This is a genomic window from Streptomyces sp. SudanB52_2052 (assembly GCF_964272415.1).
Taxonomy (GTDB): domain Bacteria; phylum Actinomycetota; class Actinomycetes; order Streptomycetales; family Streptomycetaceae; genus Streptomyces; species Streptomyces olindensis.
Genome location: NZ_OZ186796.1, coordinates 3952082 through 3969908 on the forward strand (window position 1 = coordinate 3952082; position 17827 = coordinate 3969908).

Below are 17827 nucleotides of genomic sequence, written 5' to 3' on the forward strand. Positions count from 1 at the left end.
ACTACGACGCGGCCGGGCTCGGGTCGCCGCTGTCCGAGGGCGGGGGCGGCGAGTCCGCCGGGTCGGTGGGCTCCGGGTCCGTCGGGGTGGGCGTGGGGTCCGGGTCGGGCGACGGGGGCGGGGTGGTCGGCGTCGGGTCCGGGTCCGGGGCGGAGGTCGTGGGCGCCGGGTCGGGCCGGGTGGAGGGCGGCTCGGCCGGGCTGCTGGGACGCGGGCCGGGGCCGGAGGGGCTGGGCGCGGTGCCGTAGCCCTCGATGTGGACGACGGCGCCGACGGGTGCCACCGCCACCTGCGCGCGCCAGGGGCCGGAGGGCTCCCGCAGGTGGTCGACGTACACCTTGATCGTCAACGACTCGCCGGGCCGCAGCGTTCCCGACGACTGGCTGAGGTAGAGCCAGTCGGCTCCCGTGGACGCGGACCAGCGGACCGGGGTCGGGCCCGAGGCGGTCAGCGTGATCAGGGTGGTGTCGCCGCTGTGCCCGGCGGTGATGTCCAGGGCGGCCTTGCGGCCGGCGCCGGCGACGCCGATGACCTCGACGGAGACGTCGGCCTTGCCGTCCTTGCCGAAGCGGGGACCGGGGCGGGTGCTCGCGTTGCCCGTGTTCTCGTAGCCGCCGCCCGCCATCTCGCCGTCCAGGCCGAGCGTCTCGTCGGCCTCGCGCGCGAAGGCGGAGCGGCCGTCCTGGCCCTCCCCCACGGGGGTGCCCCGGTAGGCGGCCCACAGGGCGAGCACGGGGGCGGCCACCACGGTGGCGACGACGGTGGTGGTGACGGCACGCGCGCGGAGCCGGTCCCTGCGGGCGGCGCGGTCCTTGGGGTCCATCGGGAAGCCGCGCCGGTCGAAGCGCGGCGCTGCGCTCCGCGCGCGCGGGTGGTGGGCCATGGCGACGTGCAGGGCCGCGCGGGGCGCCGGCAGGACGGGCAGCTCGGCGGGGGTGACGCTGGTGCCGGGCCAGCGGCCGGGGATGGCGCGCTCGGCGGTGCGGCGGCAGCGCGGGCAGTCGTCGACGTGCCGGACGAGTTCGCGGCGCAGGGCCGTGCCGAGCACGAGCCGGTCGTCGCCCACGAGGTGCGCGACGCTCGGGCACGCCCCGGTCTCGACGACGGCGAGGGCGGCACGCGTGCGTTCCACCTCGCAGGCGGCGGAGGCGAGCAGGTCGCGGGTGGCGGCCACGTCCATGCCGAGGACGGCGGCGACCTCGTGGGCGGCGAGGTGGTGGCGCACGGCGAGTTCGAGCGCCTCCCGCTGCTCCGGGGTGGTGCCGGCGGCCTCCGGCCAGGCCAGCATGGCCAGTTCGGCGCGCCGGCGTTCCCGGACCTCCTCCGAGGGGGCCGGGGCGGCCTGCCGGTCGGTGCGCTGCCGGTCGGCACGGCCCGCCGCGTGGCTGCTATGACGTTTCTGCTTGGCCTCGGCCAGCTTGCGCAGACACGCCCAGCGGGCCAGCGCGTACAGCCAGGCCCTGCGGTCCGCGGGCGCCTCGGGGACGCGCCGCCCGCGGCGTTCGGCGAGGGCGAGGACGTCGCCCAGGGCGGCGGTCGCGGCGTCGTGGTCGCAGAGCACGGACAGGCAGTAGGTGAACAGGCCGTCCAGGTAGGGCTCGTAGCGCGCGGGCGGCCGCTGCGCCAGGGTGCGGGCGGCCCCGCGGTCACGCGCTTCCCGGTGCACCCGGTGTGCGCCGGCCGTGCGGGTCGAGATCTCCGGAGTACTGCTCATCATTCGGCGACCGTAGGGGGCCGGGAGTGGCACCTTCAGGCGGCTTGAGCGCATTTAATCCGTACGGGTGAAACGATCCCTCAATCGGGGACAGGAACCCTGCGTTCCGCCGCTGGCGCGGGGTGGCGGGCCATTGGCGCGCGGGTGGCCGCACCCGCCCGCTCCCCCTGTTGTCAGTGGCTGCGGCTACGGTTTCGTCCATGGCTGCCCGTACGAAGACCACCAAGGACCGCCCGTCCTACCGCTGCACGGAGTGCGGCTGGCAGACGGCGAAGTGGCTCGGCCGCTGCCCCGAGTGCCAGGCCTGGGGGACGGTCGAGGAGTACGGCGCGCCCGCGGTCCGTACGACGACGCCGGGGCGGGTCACCACCTCCGCCCTGCCCATCGGCCAGGTGGACGGCCGCCAGGCCACCGCCCGCACCACCGGCGTGCCGGAGCTGGACCGCGTGCTCGGCGGCGGACTGGTCCCCGGCGCCGTGGTGCTGGTCGCGGGCGAGCCGGGCGTCGGCAAGTCGACGCTCCTGCTGGACGTGGCGGCCAAGTCGGCGAGCGACGAGCACCGCACCCTGTACGTCACGGGCGAGGAGTCGGCGAGCCAGGTCCGGCTGCGCGCCGACCGCATCGGCGCCATCGACGACCACCTGTACCTGGCGGCCGAGACGGATCTCGCGGCCGTCCTGGGCCACTTGGACGCGGTGAAGCCCTCACTGCTGATCCTGGACTCGGTGCAGACGGTGGCCTCCCCGGAGATCGACGGCGCGCCCGGCGGCATGGCCCAGGTGCGCGAGGTCGCCGGGGCCCTGATCCGGGCGTCCAAGGAGCGCGGCATGTCCACGCTCCTCGTGGGCCACGTCACGAAGGACGGCGCGATCGCGGGCCCGCGCCTGCTGGAGCACCTGGTGGACGTCGTCCTGCACTTCGAGGGCGACCGGCACGCCCGCCTGCGCCTCGTCCGCGGCGTCAAGAACCGCTACGGCACCACCGACGAGGTCGGCTGCTTCGAGCTGCACGACGAGGGCATCACGGGCCTCGCGGACCCGAGCGGACTTTTCCTGACACGCCGGGCGGAACCGGTCCCGGGCACCTGCCTGACCGTCACCCTGGAGGGCCGCCGCCCCCTGGTCGCCGAGGTCCAGGCGCTCACGGTGGACTCGCAGATCCCCTCCCCGCGCCGCACCACCTCGGGGCTGGAGACCTCCCGGGTGTCGATGATGCTGGCGGTACTGGAACAGCGCGGGCGGATCAGCGCCTTGGGCAAAAGGGACATCTACTCCGCGACGGTGGGCGGGGTGAAGCTCTCGGAGCCGGCGGCGGACCTGGCCGTGGCCCTCGCCCTGGCGAGCGCGGCGAGTGACACACCTCTCCCCAAGAACCTCGTCGCGATCGGTGAAGTGGGCCTCGCGGGCGAGGTGAGACGGGTCACGGGCGTGCAGCGCAGGCTGGCGGAAGCCCACCGTCTCGGCTTCACACACGCCCTGGTACCGGGCGACCCGGGCAAGATCCCCGCGGGTATGAAGGTCCTGGAAGTCGCGGACATAGGGGACGCCCTGCGGGTCCTTCCCCGGTCCCGTCGCAGAGAGGCCCCACGGGACGAGGAGGGTCGCCGGTAGACTTTGCCCTGGTCTCGCCCGTCCGTGCGAACCGAGCGCGCGACACGGGGGCGCCCAGAACCTGCGACCGGAGGAGTGCAGTGGCAGCCAACGACCGGGCATCAGCTCCCGGAAAGTCCGGCGGGAGTGCCGGCACCGATGGCCTGATGCGCGCCTCGCTGAGCGCCGTGGCACCCGGCACCGCCCTCCGCGACGGCCTGGAGCGTGTGCTCCGCGGCAACACCGGCGGGCTCATCGTGCTCGGCTCCGACAAGACGGTCGAGGCGCTGTGCACCGGCGGTTTCGTGCTGGACGTCGAGTTCACCGCGACCCGTCTGCGCGAGCTGTGCAAGCTGGACGGCGGCATCGTGCTGTCCTCGGACCTGTCCAAGATCCTGCGCGCGGGCGTGCAGCTGGTCCCGGACCCGACGATCCCCACGGAGGAGACGGGCACCCGGCACCGCACGGCGGACCGCGTCAGCAAGCAGGTCGGTTTCCCGGTCGTCTCGGTCTCCCAGTCCATGCGGCTGATCGCCCTGTACGTCGACGGCCAGCGCCGCGTCCTGGAGGACTCGGCGGCGATCCTGTCCCGCGCCAACCAGGCCCTCGCGACCCTGGAGCGCTACAAGCTCCGCCTCGACGAGGTCGCGGGCACGCTGTCGGCGCTGGAGATCGAGGACCTGGTGACCGTCCGGGACGTCTCGGCGGTCGCCCAGCGCCTGGAGATGGTGCGCCGCATCGCCACGGAGATCGCCGAGTACGTGGTGGAGCTGGGCACGGACGGCCGTCTGCTCGCCCTCCAGCTGGACGAGCTGATCGCGGGCGTGGAGCCGGAGCGTGAGCTGGTCGTCCGGGACTACGTCCCCGAGCCCACGGCCAAGCGCTCCCGCACGGTCGACGAGGCCCTGTCCGAGCTCGACGCCCTCAGCCACGCCGAGCTGCTCGAACTGCCCACGGTGGCCCGGGCGTTGGGCTACACGGGCTCGCCCGAGACGCTGGACTCGGCGGTGTCCCCGCGCGGTTTCCGCCTGCTGGCCAAGGTGCCCCGGCTGCCCGGCGCGATCATCGACCGCCTGGTGGAGCACTTCGGCGGTCTGCAGAAGCTGCTCGCCGCGAGCGTCGACGACCTCCAGACGGTGGACGGCGTGGGCGAGGCGCGGGCGCGCAGCGTCCGGGAGGGCCTGTCGCGGCTGGCGGAGTCGTCGATCCTGGAGCGGTACGTCTAGGGCCTGTCGTTTGGATCACGCCGTAGACGCCCTGCACGCGAGGCGCACCGGACGGAACGGCTGAGGGCGGTACCCGGCGCGGGTACCGCCCTCAGCCGTTCCGGAGGCCGCTTCAGTCGGCGGACAGCACGAACGACGTCTGCACCTTCGCGAAGCCCGGAGCCTTGGCTTCCACCAGGTACGTGCCGGTCCCGGCCGAGCCCGCGGGAGGCGTGGCGCACTCGGGGGCGCTGGGCTCGCGGTCCCACTTCACGGTGTAGGTGATGCCGCTGCCGGCGGGGACCCGGTAGAGCTGGTGGGCGGCGGACCTGGGGCAGTCCTCGGAGGACCAGTAGTCGTCGTCGCTGCTCGCCGGGGTGACCGTGAACACCGCGTTCTTCGGCCCGAGGTCGATCTTGCAGTCGCTGCCGGAGATGTTCCGCGCGGTCAGCAGGAACGTGGGCGTCTGCTCGGGGTCGTAGGTGTTGTGTCGGCTGCGCAGGCTGAACTTGACCACGCTCGCGGTGCAGTTGGGCAGCGTGGAACCGGCCGGCAGGGTGTCGCCGATGCCGACGCCGCCCGCCGTGTCGCCGCCCGCGGAGCCACCGGAGCCCCCCGAGCCGTCGGAGCCGCCCGAGCCCGCGGAGCCGGAACCGCCGCCGGAGCCCGAGCCGTCCCCGGACCCGTCGCCCGAGCCGTCGCCGGAACCGTCCCCGGAGCCGGACGACGAGCCGCCGCCGGAACCCGAGCCGCCCGACTCCTCGCGTCCGCCGGGAGCTTGACTGATGGCCGGACCCGAACTCGACGGGCCGGGCGTGATGGAGGGCGCGGGATTCTTGCCGTTGGCGCCGTTGTCGCCGTCCTTGCCGCCGCCGCCGCCCATGGTCACGATCCAGGTGATCAGCAGCGCCAACAGGGCGACCACAGACACCAGTACGACCCTCCGACGCCAGTAGATGGAGGAGGGAAGCGGCCCGACCGGATTGCGCAGAGATCCCACGGCGCAAACCTTACGAGAGATCGGCGCGTTCGCCTGTCCCACCCGCCGCTCGGGGCTACAACTTTTCCGGATCATCATCCCGGAAACCACCGCCCCACCCCTGTCTTTCGTCAGGTTCGGTACGCGACGATCGCTGGGTGTGACGGGATCGCGGTCCCGCCTACCGTCCGTGACCATGACCTTCGAGGACACCGCGCTCTACCGCGACATCACCGACTTCGCCCACGACTCCCCGATGTGGGTACGGCACGGGGCCGAGCTGTGGACGGAGGCCGGACTGCTGGTATTCGTCGGCCTGTTCGCCGCCGCCTGGTGGCGGGCCCGCCGCGACAGCGCCCACGCGTTCGCGATCGCGGCCCTTGCACCTCTGGCCACGGCCGTGGCGTACGTGTGCAGCGAGCTGCTCAAGTCCGTGGTCGCGGAGGAGCGTCCGTGCCGGGCGGTCGCCGGTGCGGCCGCGTCCCTGTCCGCGTGTCCGCCGCACGGTGACTGGTCCTTCCCGTCCAACCACGCCACGATCGCGGGCGCGGCGGCGGTCGCCCTGGCCCTGGTCCGGCGCGCGCTCCTGTGGCTGACGGCCCCGCTCGCCCTGCTGATGGCGTTCTCCCGGGTCTTCGTCGGCGTTCACTATCCGCACGACGTCGTCGCGGGGCTGGCGTTGGGCACGGTCGTCGCCCTCGTCGCCGTGCGGCTGGGCACGGGCCCGGCGACTCGGCTGGCGAGGGCGATGCGTGGCTCACCGGCGCCGGTGGTGCGGTGGGTGACGGGGCCGGGCCGCCCGACCCCCGGGAGCCACGCGACGGCCATACCGTCGTACGAGATGCCCGCGGATCGCTGAGAGGGGCGGCCGCTACGGCTCCACCAGGCCCGCCTCGTACGCCACGATCGCCGCCTGCACCCGGTTGCGTACGTCCAGCCGGTCCAGGACCGCGCTCACGTACGCCTTCACTGTGCCCTCGACGAGGTGCAGCCGGGCGGCGATCTCCGGGTTGGACAGGCCGGCGCCGACCAGGCCGAGCACCTCGCGTTCGCGCGGGCTCAGGCCGGCCACGCGCGCGCGTGCCCGCGCCTCGCGGGTGAGCCGGCCGCCGCCGAGGCCCTCGTCGATGACGTACCGGGCCACCTTGGGCGAGAGGAACGCCGCCCCGGCCGCCACCGCCCGTACGCCCGCGATCAGTTCGTACGGGTCCCCGGACTTCAGCAGGAAGCCGGTGGCGCCGCCGCCGAGGGCGCGGGTCACGTAGGCACCCTCGGAGAACGTGGTGAGCATCGCGACGGCCGTGCCGGGCGCGGTCCTCACGATCTCCTCCGCCGCCGCGAGGCCGTCCAGGCGCGGCATGCGGATGTCGAGCAGCGCCACGTCCGGGCGGTGGGCGCGGGCCAGTTCCACCGCCTCGCGCCCGTCACCCGCCTCGGCGACGACCTCCGTCTCCCCGCTGCTGCCCAGGATGGCCCGCACACCGGCGCGGACCATGGCCTCGTCGTCGGCCAGAAGCACACGGATCACCGGGAGAACTCCTCGTATTCCTCGCGGCCTTCGCCGGACAGGCCGACGCGGGGCACCACGTCCTTGGCGACCAGCCGCCCGGCCTCGAAGCACAGTCTGAAGTGGTCGACGGAGACGAAGAGTTCACCGCTCGCACGGTAGTAGCGGCAGTCGGCTCCGTCGGGCGGGGCGGGGGCCCGTTCCTCGGGCGGGTCGTTCACGTCGCGCTCGGGCAGCACGTGCTCGACGTCGGCCGCCGGGGTGCCCAGGCGCAGTTCCGCGTACGCGGCGGGTTCGAGCACCGAGTGCTTCTCCGCGTAGGCGTACCAGCCGAAGGCCACGCCGACCAGGACGGCGCCCGCGCCGGCCACGGCACCGAGGCCGGCGGCGACGCGGCGGCGGGCGTGCCGGAAGGGGGCCGGGCCCGGGGCCCTGGCGGCGGGCTGCCGCTCGGTCACGGCGGGGACGTACGCCGAGACGCGGAACCCGTCCTCGTGCGGACCGGCCTCGAACGTGCCGCCGGCGGCGGTCACCGCGGCCCGCAGCCCGAGCAGGCCCGTACCGCCTCCAGAGGGACGGGAACCGTCCGGTGCGGCCCGGCCGTTGGTGAGGGTGACGGCCGTCCCCGTGGGCCTCCCCTCCAGCGACACCACCACGGGGGCGCCCGGTGCGTGCCGCGCCGCGTTGGTCAGCGCCTCCCGGACCACGCGGTGCAGCAGCCGCTCGGCGAGCCCGCCCGGTTCCACGGGCGGGTCCTGTCCGGTGGGCTCCCAGCGCACGGGGAGCCCCGACTCCGCGGCGCGGGCGACGAGTTGCTCCAGGGTCTCGTCGGCCGGGGCCAGCGGCGCCGGCTCGTCGTCGTCCTCGCGCAGGACGCCGATGATGCGGTGCAGCCGGTCCGTGGCGTCGGCGGCCGCCGCGCGCAGGTCGGCCGCCGCGCGCCGGTGCTCGTCGCCGAGGCCGGGGGCGACCTGGAGTGCGCCCGCGCGCAGGGCGATGAGGCTGAGCTCGTGGCCGAGGGAGTCGTGCATGTCCTGGGCGATCCTGGCCCGTTCGCGCAGCCGGGCGCGCTCCTCCGTGAGGCGCTGCTCGTCCTCCAGCCGGGCGGCGCGCAGCCAGCCCGCCTCGGCCAGCTCGCGGCTCTGCCGCCAGTAGCGTCCGCCGAGCCAGGGGAAGACGCAGCCGAACAGCAGGGTGCCCGTCATGACCAGCCACTCGGGGGCCGGATCGACTCCGACGAGCGCGATCCGCGCGGTGCCGGCGCAGCCGACGGCCGCGAAACAGAGCACCGCGGGGCGCGCCCGGCCCGCCCGCAGCCCGAGCAGCAGCGCGAACAGGCCGAGGGCCGGGCCGTAGGAGAGGGTGAACAGGGCCCGGGCGGCGGTCAGACTGAGAGCGGCCGCCAGCCCGAAGGCGGCGAGCGGCGAGCGCCGGGACAAGGCGGTCGCCACCGCCAGCACCGCCACTCCGGCCGCCTGCTGCCAGGCCGGTCGGGGTTCGTTCAGCCCGATCCGGTCGGCCGTGAGCGCCGGCAGCGCGAGGGCCGCCCAGAGGAGGGCGCCCCGGGCGTAAGGGGCCGGGCGAGGACGTTCCATGCGGGCGACGCTACAAGCGCCGGACAGGGCGGCACTGCTGTCGATCGTCAGGTCCCCGTCTCCCTCAAGGGTGGCGGTGCGCCCGGAACGACGGTTCTGCGTGGCACCATCGAGAGGCCATGACTGCTCCCACGAAGCCCCCGCGCCCCACCGCCTCCCCCACCGACGCCGCCTCCGGCCCGCCCCTCGGGGAGGACCTGCACTCCCCCGTCATCGACTGGTTCGACGAGAACGCCCGCGACCTGCCGTGGCGGCGTCCCGAGGCCGGCGCGTGGGGGGTGATGGTCAGTGAGTTCATGCTGCAGCAGACGCCGGTGAGCCGCGTGCTGCCCGTCTACGAGCAGTGGCTGGCCCGCTGGCCGCGCCCCGCCGACCTGGCCGCGGAGGCGCCCGGCGAGGCCGTCCGCGCCTGGGGCCGGCTCGGCTACCCGCGCCGCGCGCTGCGGCTGCACGGCGCCGCGGTCGCCATAACGGAACGGCACGGCGGTGACGTGCCGGCCGACCACGCCCAGCTGCTGGCCCTGCCCGGCATCGGCGAGTACACGGCCGCCGCCGTCGCCTCCTTCGCCTACGGGCAGCGGCATCCCGTGCTGGACACGAACGTGCGCCGGGTCCTCGCCCGCGCGGTCACGGGCGTGCAGTACCCGCCGAACGCCACCACCGCCGCCGAGCGGAAGCTGGCCCGCGCGCTGCTGCCCGAGGACGAGTCGACCGCGGCCCGCTGGGCCGCCGCCTCCATGGAGTTGGGCGCGCTGGTGTGCACGGCCAAGAGCGAGTCCTGCCACCGCTGCCCGATCGCCGCGCAGTGCGCGTGGCGGCTGGCGGGCAAGCCGGAGCACGACGGGCCGCCGCGCCGCGGCCAGACGTACGCGGGCACCGACCGGCAGGTGCGCGGGCGGCTGCTCGCCGTGCTGCGGGAGGCCCACGGTCCGGTTCCGCAGGCGGCACTGGACCGGGTGTGGCACGAGCCGGTGCAGCGCGCGCGGGCCCTGGACGGCCTCGTCGCCGACGGTCTGGTGGAGCCGCTGGAGGGTGGGATGTACCGGCTGCCGTTGACGTGACACGGCTTCTGTTGCAGCGAGGCGGCGAGCAAATCACCCCGTAACCACACCAACCGGCGCAGCCCTCTCCCCGCGTCCGACAGCTGTTACACAACCGACGGACAGCCGAGCGCTGGCCGCAGGCTGCTTCGGACAGCGCCGTGACAACCCCTCCGTAACTTCTTCTCCGTCATCACGGACAGCGGAACCCGGCAGCAGGACGCACCGGTATACGGGGATGGAGGCGGTTGCACATGGCGCAGGGCGAGGTGCTCGAGTTCGAGGAGTACGTGCGCACCCGGCAGGACGCGCTGCTGCGCAGTGCCCGCCGCCTGGTCCCGGACCCGACGGACGCGCAGGACCTGCTGCAGACGGCACTGGTCCGCACGTACGGCCGCTGGGAGACCATCGAGGACAAGCGGCTGGCGGACGCCTACCTGCGCCGGGTGATGATCAACACCCGGACGGAGTGGTGGCGGGCCCGCAAGCTGGAGGAGGTCCCCACCGAGCAGCTGCCGGACGCCTCGGTCGACGACTCCACCGAGCAGCACGCGGACCGCGCCCTGCTGATGGACGTGCTGAAGGTGCTCGCCCCGAAGCAGCGCAGTGTCGTGGTGCTGCGACACTGGGAGCAGATGTCCACGGAGGAGACGGCCGCCGCCCTCGGCATGTCGGCCGGAACGGTCAAGAGCACGCTGCACCGGGCGCTCGCCCGGCTCCGCGAGGAGCTGGAGTCCCGCGATCTCGACGCACGCGCGCTGGAGCGTGAGGAGCGGGAGCGGTGCGCGGCCTGACCGGCGAGGGTTCCGCGGGGAACCGGGGCGGCATCCAGGCGGTGATCACGGCACTGGCCGGGTTCGCCGCCCTCGGCCTTTTCGCGTCCTCGTGCGCCGCCGGCGGCACCGGCGCCCGTGACGAGGGCCCGGCGCACGCGGACTCGGTGGCGGGCGCCGCCGCCTCGCCGTCCGCCGCGCCGTCGAAGACGCCCGACGCGGTGAACGCGGTCCGGCTGGTCAAGGACGATCCCGAGGTCGCGCCCGAGGTGAAGCGCGACCTGAAGCCGTGCGTCGCCGACGAGTACCCCGTCGACGTCTCCTACGGCAACCTCACCGGAGGCTCGGCCGACGACGTTGTGGTCAACGTGCTGACCTGCGGTGACGCGGTGGGTGTGGGCAGTTACGTGTATCGCGAGCAGGACGGCTCGTACAAGAATGTGTTCAAGGCCGAGGAGCCTCCGGTCTACGCGGAGATCGACCGCGGCGACCTGGTGGTGACCAAGCAGGTGTACGAGAAGGGCGACCCGGTGTCGAGTCCCTCCGGGGAGAACGTGATCACCTACCGGTGGGCCTCCGGCCGGTTCGCCGAGGAGTACCGCACGCACAACGACTACGGGAAGGTCGTCGGCGACAGCGCGTCGCCGGTGCCCGCGAGCTGACGCGGCCGAACCGCGTGAACCGGTCGGGCCGCTCGGAACGATCCCCCGGTGAACGCGTCGGACGGGCCGTGCGTCCCAGCAGAGAGAACGCACCCCACGGATCACACGAGGACTGAGAGCACCGGGATGGCAGACCAGACCCACGTCCTGTTCGTCGAGGACGACGACGTCATCCGCGAGGCCACGCAGCTCGCCCTGGAACGGGACGGCTTCGCGGTCACCGCCATGCCCGACGGCCTGTCGGGCCTGGAGGCGTTCCGCACCGACCGCCCCGACATCGCCCTGCTGGACGTGATGGTCCCCGGCCTCGACGGGGTCAGCCTGTGCCGCCGGATCCGGGACGAGTCGACCGTGCCGGTGATCATGCTGTCGGCGCGGGCCGACTCCATCGACGTCGTGCTGGGACTGGAGGCGGGCGCCGACGACTACGTGACCAAGCCGTTCGACGGTGCCGTGCTGGTCGCCCGGATCCGCGCGGTGCTGCGCCGGTTCGGGCACGCGGGCGGCGGGCGGGGCGAGGAGCAGGCCTCTCCGGCGAGCGGCGGGGTGCTGACCTTCGGGGACCTGGAGGTCGACACCGAGGGCATGGAGGTGCGCCGGGCCGGGCGGCCGGTGGCGCTGACGCCGACCGAGATGCGGCTGCTGCTGGAGTTCTCCTCCGCGCCGGGCACGGTCCTCTCCCGCGACAAGCTGCTGGAGCGGGTGTGGGACTACGGCTGGGGCGGGGACACCCGAGTCGTCGACGTGCACGTGCAGCGGCTGCGGCAGAAGATCGGCCAGGACCGTATCGAGACGGTCCGCGGCTTCGGCTACAAGTTGAAGGCCTGAGCAGGGGTTATGAGGGGGCACTTCCGGCGCCTGGTCGCCACGGGCTTGGAGCGCGCGGGCATCCGCACGGGCCTCAGATGGAAGCTGAGCGCGGCCATCGCGCTGGTCGGGGCGCTGGTGGCGATCGCGCTGAGCCTGGTCGTGCACAACGCCGCGCGGGTGTCCATGCTGGACAACGCCCGGGACCTCGCCGACGAGCGCATCATCATCGCCCAGCGCACCTACGAGCTGTCCGGGCGGATCAACTTCCCCAACACCAAGATCGACGACCCGGACCTGCCGGAGGCGCTGCGGGACCGGGTCGAGGCGGGGCAGCGGGCGACGTACGTGGCCGACCGGCCGGGTGACGCGCCCGACATATGGGCCGCCGTGCCGCTGAAGAACGGGCACGTGATGTCCCTGCACTCGGGCTTCACGGACCGCAGCTCGGACATCCTCAAGGACCTCGACCAGGCCCTGGTGATCGGCTCCATCGCCGTCGTCCTCGGCGGCAGCGCGCTCGGCGTCCTCATCGGCGGGCACCTGTCGCGGCGGCTGCGCAAGGCGGCCATCGCGGCGAACCAGCTCGCGGGCGGCGAGACGGACGTGCGGGTGCGGGACGCCATGGGCGGGGTCGTCCGGGACGAGACCGACGACCTGGCGAGCGCGGTGGACGCCATGGCGGACGCGCTGCGGCAGCGGATCGAGGCCGAGCGGCGGGTCACCGCCGACATCGCGCACGAGCTGCGCACCCCGGTGACGGGGCTGCTGACCGCCGCCGAGCTGCTGCCGCCGGGCCGCCCGACCGAGCTGGTGCTGGACCGCGCGAAGGCCATGCGCACGCTCGTGGAGGACGTGCTGGAGGTGGCCCGGCTGGACGGGGCCTCGGAGCGGGCGGAGCTGCAGGACATCATGCTGGGCGAGTTCGTCGCCCGGCGGGTGGCGGCCAAGGACCCGGACGTCGAGGTGCGGATCGTGCACGAGTCGGAGGTCACCACCGATCCGCGGCGCCTGGAGCGGGTGCTGTTCAACCTGCTCGCCAACGCGGCCCGGCACGGCAAGCCGCCCATCGAGGTCACCGTCGAGGGCCGGGTCATCCGCGTCCGCGACCACGGCCCGGGTTTCCCGGAAGACCTGCTGGCCGACGGCCCGAGCCGCTTCCGCACCGGCAGCAAGGACCGGGCCGGCCACGGTCACGGCCTCGGCCTGACCATCGCGGCCGGGCAGGCCCGGGTGCTGGGCGCCCGGCTGACCTTCCGCAACGTCCGCACGCCGGGTGCGCCGGAGGAGGTACCGGCCGAGGGCGCGGTGGCGGTGCTGTGGCTGCCGGAGCACGCGCCGACGAACACGGGGAGCTACCCCATGCTGCCGGGGTCCTGAGGACCGCCGCCCGCCGCCCGCCACCCGGATCAGCAGGTCCAGTCCTGGTCCAGGTCGAGTCCGCCCTCGCGGGGCTGGGTGAACGAGAACCAGTTGCCGGAGTCGTCGCGGAACAGCGCCTCCGTGCCGTACGGGCGTTCCTGCGGCTCCTGGAGGAACTCCACGCCGCGGTCCTTGAGCTTCTTGTAGTCGCCGTGGATGTCGTCGGTGGTCAGCACCCCTGCGCCGAGCGCCCCCTTGGCCACCAGCTTGCGGAGCATCTCGGCGGACTCGGGGTCCATCGCGGGGCCGCCGGGCACCATCAGCGTCAGCTCCACGTCGGGCTGCTCGGGCGAGCCGACCGTGAGCCAGCGCATGCCGCCCTCGCCCATGGTCATGTCCGTACGGACCTCCAGGCCCAGTTTCTCGGTGTAGAACTCCTTGGCGCGGTCCTGGTCGAGGACCCAGACGGTCGAGATGGCGAGACCCTTGATCATGACGTGCTCCTGCTGCTCGGCGGGGCTTTCGTGCTGGCCCTGCCACCGTAGGCAGCGGGGGTGTCAGCCCGCTTCTCCGGAATTGCGCTGCCGCCGCGGTCCCGCGCCGGGCCCCGAGCGGAAGCCGCCCGCCCAGAGCATGGCGTAGCAGCCGGGTATCAGGGCGGCTCCGCGGCCCACGTGCTTGTGCCGGTACTCGCTCGGTGTCAGCCCGGTCCAGGCCTTGAAGCGCGCCGAGAACGTGCCCACGCTGCTGAAGCCGACCAGGTGGCAGATCTCCGTCACCGACAGGTTCGCCGTGCGCAGCAGGTCCTCGGCGCGGTCCATGCGGCGGTGGGTGAGGTACTGGCCGGGGGTCTCGCCGTACGCCTCCTTGAAGGCGCGGATGAAGTGGTAGCGCGAGTACCCCGCGTGCGCGGCGACGGTGTCCAGGTCCAGCTCGGGGTCGGCCCAGTCCCGGTCCATGGCGTCCTTGCCCCGCCGCACCTGCCGCATCTTGTCCATGCGACCGATGGTGGCACGGGGGTCTGACAGTGGGGCCGGGCGGCCGGGGGCTGGCGGTGGGGATCGGGGCGGCGGGGGCCTGGCCGTGGGGGCCGTGCGGCCGGAGCCTGGCAGCGGGAACCGGTGCGGCCGGGATCTGACCCGGGGGACCCGTGCCACCGGAGCCTGACTGGGGGCCCATACGACCGGAGCCTGGTAGCGGGAACCGGTGCGGCCGGGATCTGACCCGGGGGACCTGTGCCACCGGAGCCTGACGGGGGCCGGTTCGGCCGGAGCCTGGCACCGGGGATCGGGGCGGCCGGGGTCTAACCGTGAGGACCGGTACGGCCGGGCAAGCCGAAGCCCCCGGGGCGGGTACCCCGGGGGCTTCTCGCGGTTCGGTCAGACGGCCTCGATCACCGGCGTCTGTGCCGCCGGGCCGTCCCGGTGGCCGTCGTCGCCGTCCGTGCGGCCCTCGTCCTCCGGCTTCGGCCCCGCTCCCCGCAGCGGCACCTCCTTCACGAACACGGCCGCCGCCAGCGACACCACCGCCACCACGGCCCCGAGGAGGAACGCCGAGTGCGTACCGGCGGAGACCGCGTGCTGGTAGGCCTCGCGGGCCAGCGCCGGCAGCTTGGCGAGGCTCGCCGCGTCGAGCTGCGCGGACTGCTCGGTCACCTTGGAGCCCAGCGCCCCGGCCCGCTCCGACATCACGTCCTGGACGCGACTGTTGAACAGCGCACCCATGATCGCGACGCCGAAGGAGGAGCCGAGGGTGCGGAAGAGCGTGGTCGACGAGGACGCGACGCCCATGTCCTTCATCTCCACGCTGTTCTGCGCGACCAGCATGGTGATCTGCATCAGGCAGCCCATGCCGAGCCCGACCACGGCCATGAAGACCCCGGAGGTGAACCGCGAGGTGCCCGTGTCCATGGTGGACAGCAGGTAGAGCCCGACGATCATCAGCACGCTGCCGAGCAGCGGGAACACCTTGTACCTGCCGGTGTTCGTGGTGACCCGGCCGGCGACCATCGACGTGACGAGCATCGCGCCCAGCATCGGCAGGAGCAGCAGCCCCGAGTTCGTCGCGGAGGCGCCCTGCACGGACTGCTGGTACAGCGGCAGGAACAGCGTCGCGCCGAACATCACGAAGCCGGTGACGAAGCCGATGACCGACATCAGCGTGAAGTTGCGGCTGCGGAAGATGTGCAGTGGCAGCACCGGCTCGGCGGCCCTGGTCTGCCAGAACACGAACCCGACGAGCGCGGCGACCCCGATGCCGATCAGCTCCATGATCCGCGTGGAGCTCCAGGCGTACTCCGTGCCGCCCCAGGTGGTGACGAGCACGATCGCGGTGATGCCGACGGTCAGGAGCACGGCGCCCAGGTAGTCGATCCGCGCCTCGGCCCGCTTCTTCGGCAGGTGCAGCACGGCGCTGACCGCGACCAGCGCGACCGCTCCGAGCGGCAGGTTGATGTAGAACGCCCAGCGCCAGCCCCAGTTGTCCGTGATCGTGCCGCCGACGAGCGGGCCGCCGATCATCGCCAGGGCCATGACGCCGGCCATCATGCCCTGGTACTTGCCGCGTTCCCGGGGCGGGATCAGGTCACCGATGATGGCCATGACGCCGACCATCAGACCGCCGGCGCCGAGGCCCTGCACGGCACGGAAACCGATCAGCTGGCCCATGTCCTGGGCCATGCCGCTAAGCGCCGAGCCGATCAGGAACAGCACGATGGACGACAGGAACGTGCCCTTGCGGCCGTACATGTCGCCGAGCTTGCCCCACAGCGGGGTCGAGGCGGCGGTGGCGAGGGTGTAGGACGTGACCACCCACGAGAGGTGTTCGAGCCCGCCCAGCTCGCCCACGATCGTCGGCATCGCCGTACCGATGATCATGTTGTCGAGCATCGCGAGCATCATCGCGATCATGAGCGCGAGCAGGACGACCCGCACACTCCTCGGCTGTTTCCCCACGGTGTCGGCGCCGACCGCCGGTGTGTCCGTCGTGTCCGCCATCGCTTCCCCACTCCCCAGCTACCGCTACTTACTTGCCGACCGGCTAGTGACTACACTCGGAAGCTAGCCGCGGAACTAGCCGGGCGTCAAGTAAGTTTTATGGAAAGCGGGCGCGTAGGAGGATGGGCGGCACCATGGACGACACCAGGCAGCGGCGCCGCGGGGACACCCGCCGGCGCATCCAGGACGTGGCCCTCGAACTCTTCGCCGAGCAGGGCTACGAGAAGACGTCCCTGCGGGAGATCGCCGAGCGCCTGGACGTCACCAAGGCGGCGCTCTACTACCACTTCAAGACGAAGGAAGAGATCCTCGTCAGCATCTTCGAGGACCTCACGCAGCCCATCGAGGACCTGGTCGAGTGGGGCCGGCGGCAGCCGCACACCCTGGAGACCAAGCAGGAGATCGTCCGCCGGTACGCCGACACACTCACCCAGGCCGCCCCGCTGTTCCGCTTCATGCACGAGAACCAGGCGACCGTCCGGGACCTGCGGATCGGCGAGTCCTTCAAGGCGCGCATCCACACCCTGCGCGAGATCATCGTCGACCCGGACGCCGACCTGATCGACCAGGTCCGCTGTGCCAGCGCCATCTACACGCTGCACGCCGGCATGTTCCTGCTCCAGGACGTGGGAGACGACCCCGAGGAACGGAACAAGGCCGTCCTCGAGGTCGCCACGGATCTGGTCACCCAGGCCCACCGGGGAGCCGGGGGCTCCTAGCGGACCCCGGGAGAGGGGGTGCGGGTCAGACCTTCACGCCCTTGGCGCGCAGGAACTTCACCGGGTCGACGGCCGAGCCGTAGTTCGGGGTCGTACGGATCTCGAAGTGCAGGTGCGGGCCGCTCGAGTTGCCGGTGTTGCCGGACCGGGCGATCTCCTGGCCGGTCTTGACGATCTGGCCGATCTTCACCTTCACCTTGGACAGGTGGGCGTACTGCGAGTACGTGCCGTTGCCGTGCTTGATCACGACGGCGTTGCCGTACGCGGGACCGTCACCGGCGCCGTTGCCGCCGGCCTTGACCACGGTGCCGCCGTGGGCGGCGACGACCTGGGTGCCGCTCGGAACGGCGTAGTCCTGGCCACTGTGGGTGGACTGCCACATGCCGCCGTTCTGGGCGAAGCTCGCGGAGAGCCGGTACTTCTTCACCGGGCCGACCCAGGACGGCTTGGCCTTCTTGGCGGCCTTCTTGGCGGCCGCCTTCTTCTCGGCGGCCTTCTTCGCGGCGGCGGCCTTGGCCGCCTGGGCGGCCTTCTCAGCCTTCACGGCCTCGACCTTGGCGGCCTTGGCCTGGGCGGCGGCCTGCACCTGGACGGCACTGGCGGCACCGGACGCGGCCGTGGTGTCGGCGGCGGACGCGACCCCTGCTCCCAGTGCGACCGAGACACCGAGGCCGGCGGCCAGCACGGTCGCACGGGTGCGGAGCTGGGACGTACGGGAGGAACGGGACGTGACGCGCTGGGACATCGAAACCTCATGGGGAAGGGGACGGAGAAAACCACCCGGCGCACAGTCGCTCGCCGAATGGCCATCCCTTGGTAACCCGAAGTCCGACAAACTCCCAAAAGCGTGATCTACGACAGAAGTTAGTAATTTCGTTC

Annotated in this window: 17 protein-coding genes; 9 read left to right on the forward strand and 8 right to left on the reverse strand. The window is 73.1% G+C overall.

Going from position 1 to position 17827, the window contains the following annotated elements; translation table 11 throughout:
* Position 1 precedes the first annotated feature (1 nt).
* A complete protein-coding gene (locus ACSUPV_RS17410) occupies positions 2-1717 on the reverse strand; it encodes a BACON domain-containing protein (protein WP_436947794.1) in 1716 nt (571 codons plus the stop codon).
* Positions 1718-1914: 197 nt separating this feature from the next.
* Between ACSUPV_RS17410 and radA the strand changes: the two genes are divergently transcribed.
* Positions 1915-3324, forward strand: a complete 1410-nt coding sequence (radA, locus tag ACSUPV_RS17415) for a DNA repair protein RadA (protein WP_037768370.1) — start codon at positions 1915-1917, stop codon at positions 3322-3324.
* A gap of 80 nt (positions 3325-3404) precedes the next feature.
* Positions 3405-4529 carry a DNA integrity scanning diadenylate cyclase DisA gene (gene disA / locus ACSUPV_RS17420; RefSeq protein ID WP_031121542.1) on the forward strand — a complete coding sequence of 375 codons (1125 nt, stop codon included), beginning with the start codon at positions 3405-3407 and terminating at the stop codon, positions 4527-4529.
* Between the two features lie 112 nt (positions 4530-4641).
* Here disA and ACSUPV_RS17425 read toward each other — a convergent pair whose 3' ends face one another.
* Complete coding sequence (locus tag ACSUPV_RS17425) at positions 4642-5508, reverse strand: hypothetical protein (protein WP_078651092.1); 867 nt, start codon at positions 5506-5508, stop codon at positions 4642-4644.
* Positions 5509-5683: 175 nt separating this feature from the next.
* Between ACSUPV_RS17425 and ACSUPV_RS17430 the strand changes: the two genes are divergently transcribed.
* The gene (locus ACSUPV_RS17430) at positions 5684-6346 is read left to right on the forward strand and encodes a phosphatase PAP2 family protein (RefSeq protein ID WP_382618345.1); all 663 of its coding nucleotides are present in this window, start codon (positions 5684-5686) and stop codon (positions 6344-6346) included.
* A gap of 12 nt (positions 6347-6358) precedes the next feature.
* On the opposite strand, the gene ACSUPV_RS17435 is transcribed toward ACSUPV_RS17430, so the two are convergent.
* Both ACSUPV_RS17435 and ACSUPV_RS17440 read right to left on the reverse strand, forming a co-directional pair.
* Positions 6359-7015 carry a response regulator transcription factor gene (locus ACSUPV_RS17435; protein ID WP_382618342.1) on the reverse strand — a complete coding sequence of 219 codons (657 nt, stop codon included), beginning with the start codon at positions 7013-7015 and terminating at the stop codon, positions 6359-6361.
* Positions 7012-8589 (reverse strand): sensor histidine kinase, encoded by a 1578-nt coding sequence (locus ACSUPV_RS17440; RefSeq protein WP_436947795.1) that lies wholly within the window; start codon positions 8587-8589, stop codon positions 7012-7014. The genes ACSUPV_RS17435 and ACSUPV_RS17440 overlap by 4 nt, the downstream gene beginning before the upstream one ends.
* Positions 8590-8708: 119 nt before the next feature.
* Here ACSUPV_RS17440 and ACSUPV_RS17445 point away from each other — a divergent pair, with 119 nt between their 5' ends.
* The 5 genes from ACSUPV_RS17445 to cseC all read left to right on the forward strand — a co-directional run bounded on the left by ACSUPV_RS17445 (position 8709) and on the right by cseC (position 13251).
* The gene (locus ACSUPV_RS17445; RefSeq protein ID WP_037760734.1) at positions 8709-9650 is read left to right on the forward strand and encodes an A/G-specific adenine glycosylase; all 942 of its coding nucleotides are present in this window, start codon (positions 8709-8711) and stop codon (positions 9648-9650) included.
* A gap of 233 nt (positions 9651-9883) precedes the next feature.
* The gene (locus ACSUPV_RS17450) at positions 9884-10423 is read left to right on the forward strand and encodes a SigE family RNA polymerase sigma factor (protein ID WP_010048809.1); all 540 of its coding nucleotides are present in this window, start codon (positions 9884-9886) and stop codon (positions 10421-10423) included.
* Positions 10411-11064: a hypothetical protein gene (locus ACSUPV_RS17455; RefSeq protein WP_359793873.1), complete on the forward strand. Its 654-nt coding sequence runs from the start codon at positions 10411-10413 to the stop codon at positions 11062-11064. The genes ACSUPV_RS17450 and ACSUPV_RS17455 overlap by 13 nt, the downstream gene beginning before the upstream one ends.
* 126 nt (positions 11065-11190) lie before the next feature.
* On the forward strand, positions 11191-11892 hold the full coding sequence (cseB, locus tag ACSUPV_RS17460; protein WP_031121550.1) for a two-component system response regulator CseB: 702 nt from the start codon (positions 11191-11193) through the stop codon (positions 11890-11892).
* Positions 11893-11901: 9 nt separating this feature from the next.
* Entirely contained in the window at positions 11902-13251 is a 1350-nt protein-coding gene (cseC, locus tag ACSUPV_RS17465) for a two-component system sensor histidine kinase CseC (protein ID WP_037760740.1), read from the forward strand.
* 29 nt (positions 13252-13280) lie between these two features.
* Here cseC and ACSUPV_RS17470 read toward each other — a convergent pair whose 3' ends face one another.
* The 3 genes from ACSUPV_RS17470 to ACSUPV_RS17480 all read right to left on the reverse strand — a co-directional run bounded on the left by ACSUPV_RS17470 (position 13281) and on the right by ACSUPV_RS17480 (position 16229).
* A complete protein-coding gene (locus ACSUPV_RS17470; RefSeq protein WP_031121552.1) occupies positions 13281-13727 on the reverse strand; it encodes a VOC family protein in 447 nt (148 codons plus the stop codon).
* A 63-nt stretch (positions 13728-13790) separates the two neighbouring features.
* Positions 13791-14231, reverse strand: coding sequence for a helix-turn-helix transcriptional regulator (locus ACSUPV_RS17475; RefSeq protein WP_031121553.1), 441 nt, complete (start codon positions 14229-14231; stop codon positions 13791-13793).
* A 381-nt stretch (positions 14232-14612) separates the two neighbouring features.
* Entirely contained in the window at positions 14613-16229 is a 1617-nt protein-coding gene (locus ACSUPV_RS17480; protein ID WP_436947796.1) for an MDR family MFS transporter, read from the reverse strand.
* A 122-nt stretch (positions 16230-16351) separates the two neighbouring features.
* On the opposite strand from ACSUPV_RS17480, the gene ACSUPV_RS17485 reads away from it, so the two are divergent.
* Positions 16352-16948, forward strand: coding sequence for a TetR/AcrR family transcriptional regulator (locus ACSUPV_RS17485; RefSeq protein WP_031115857.1), 597 nt, complete (start codon positions 16352-16354; stop codon positions 16946-16948).
* A 25-nt stretch (positions 16949-16973) separates the two neighbouring features.
* On the opposite strand, the gene ACSUPV_RS17490 is transcribed toward ACSUPV_RS17485, so the two are convergent.
* Positions 16974-17693, reverse strand: coding sequence for a M23 family metallopeptidase (locus ACSUPV_RS17490; protein WP_436947797.1), 720 nt, complete (start codon positions 17691-17693; stop codon positions 16974-16976).
* Between the last annotated feature and the right edge of the window lie 134 nt (positions 17694-17827).

Excerpts from the sequence above, each read along its gene's own strand:
- ACSUPV_RS17410 (WP_436947794.1), bottom strand. The coding sequence starts at position 1,717 with ATGATGAGCAGTACTCCGGAGATCTCGACCCGCACGGCCGGCGCACAC.
- radA (WP_037768370.1), top strand. The coding sequence starts at position 1,915 with ATGGCTGCCCGTACGAAGACCACCAAGGACCGCCCGTCCTACCGCTGC.
- ACSUPV_RS17430 (WP_382618345.1), top strand. The coding sequence starts at position 5,684 with ATGACCTTCGAGGACACCGCGCTCTACCGCGACATCACCGACTTCGCC.
- ACSUPV_RS17440 (WP_436947795.1), bottom strand. The coding sequence starts at position 8,589 with ATGGAACGTCCTCGCCCGGCCCCTTACGCCCGGGGCGCCCTCCTCTGG.
- ACSUPV_RS17445 (WP_037760734.1), top strand. The coding sequence starts at position 8,709 with ATGACTGCTCCCACGAAGCCCCCGCGCCCCACCGCCTCCCCCACCGAC.
- ACSUPV_RS17450 (WP_010048809.1), top strand. The coding sequence starts at position 9,884 with ATGGCGCAGGGCGAGGTGCTCGAGTTCGAGGAGTACGTGCGCACCCGG.
- cseB (WP_031121550.1), top strand. The coding sequence starts at position 11,191 with ATGGCAGACCAGACCCACGTCCTGTTCGTCGAGGACGACGACGTCATC.
- cseC (WP_037760740.1), top strand. The coding sequence starts at position 11,902 with ATGAGGGGGCACTTCCGGCGCCTGGTCGCCACGGGCTTGGAGCGCGCG.
- ACSUPV_RS17470 (WP_031121552.1), bottom strand. The coding sequence starts at position 13,727 with ATGATCAAGGGTCTCGCCATCTCGACCGTCTGGGTCCTCGACCAGGAC.
- ACSUPV_RS17475 (WP_031121553.1), bottom strand. The coding sequence starts at position 14,231 with ATGGACAAGATGCGGCAGGTGCGGCGGGGCAAGGACGCCATGGACCGG.
- ACSUPV_RS17480 (WP_436947796.1), bottom strand. The coding sequence starts at position 16,229 with ATGGCGGACACGACGGACACACCGGCGGTCGGCGCCGACACCGTGGGG.
- ACSUPV_RS17485 (WP_031115857.1), top strand. The coding sequence starts at position 16,352 with ATGGGCGGCACCATGGACGACACCAGGCAGCGGCGCCGCGGGGACACC.
- ACSUPV_RS17490 (WP_436947797.1), bottom strand. The coding sequence starts at position 17,693 with ATGTCCCAGCGCGTCACGTCCCGTTCCTCCCGTACGTCCCAGCTCCGC.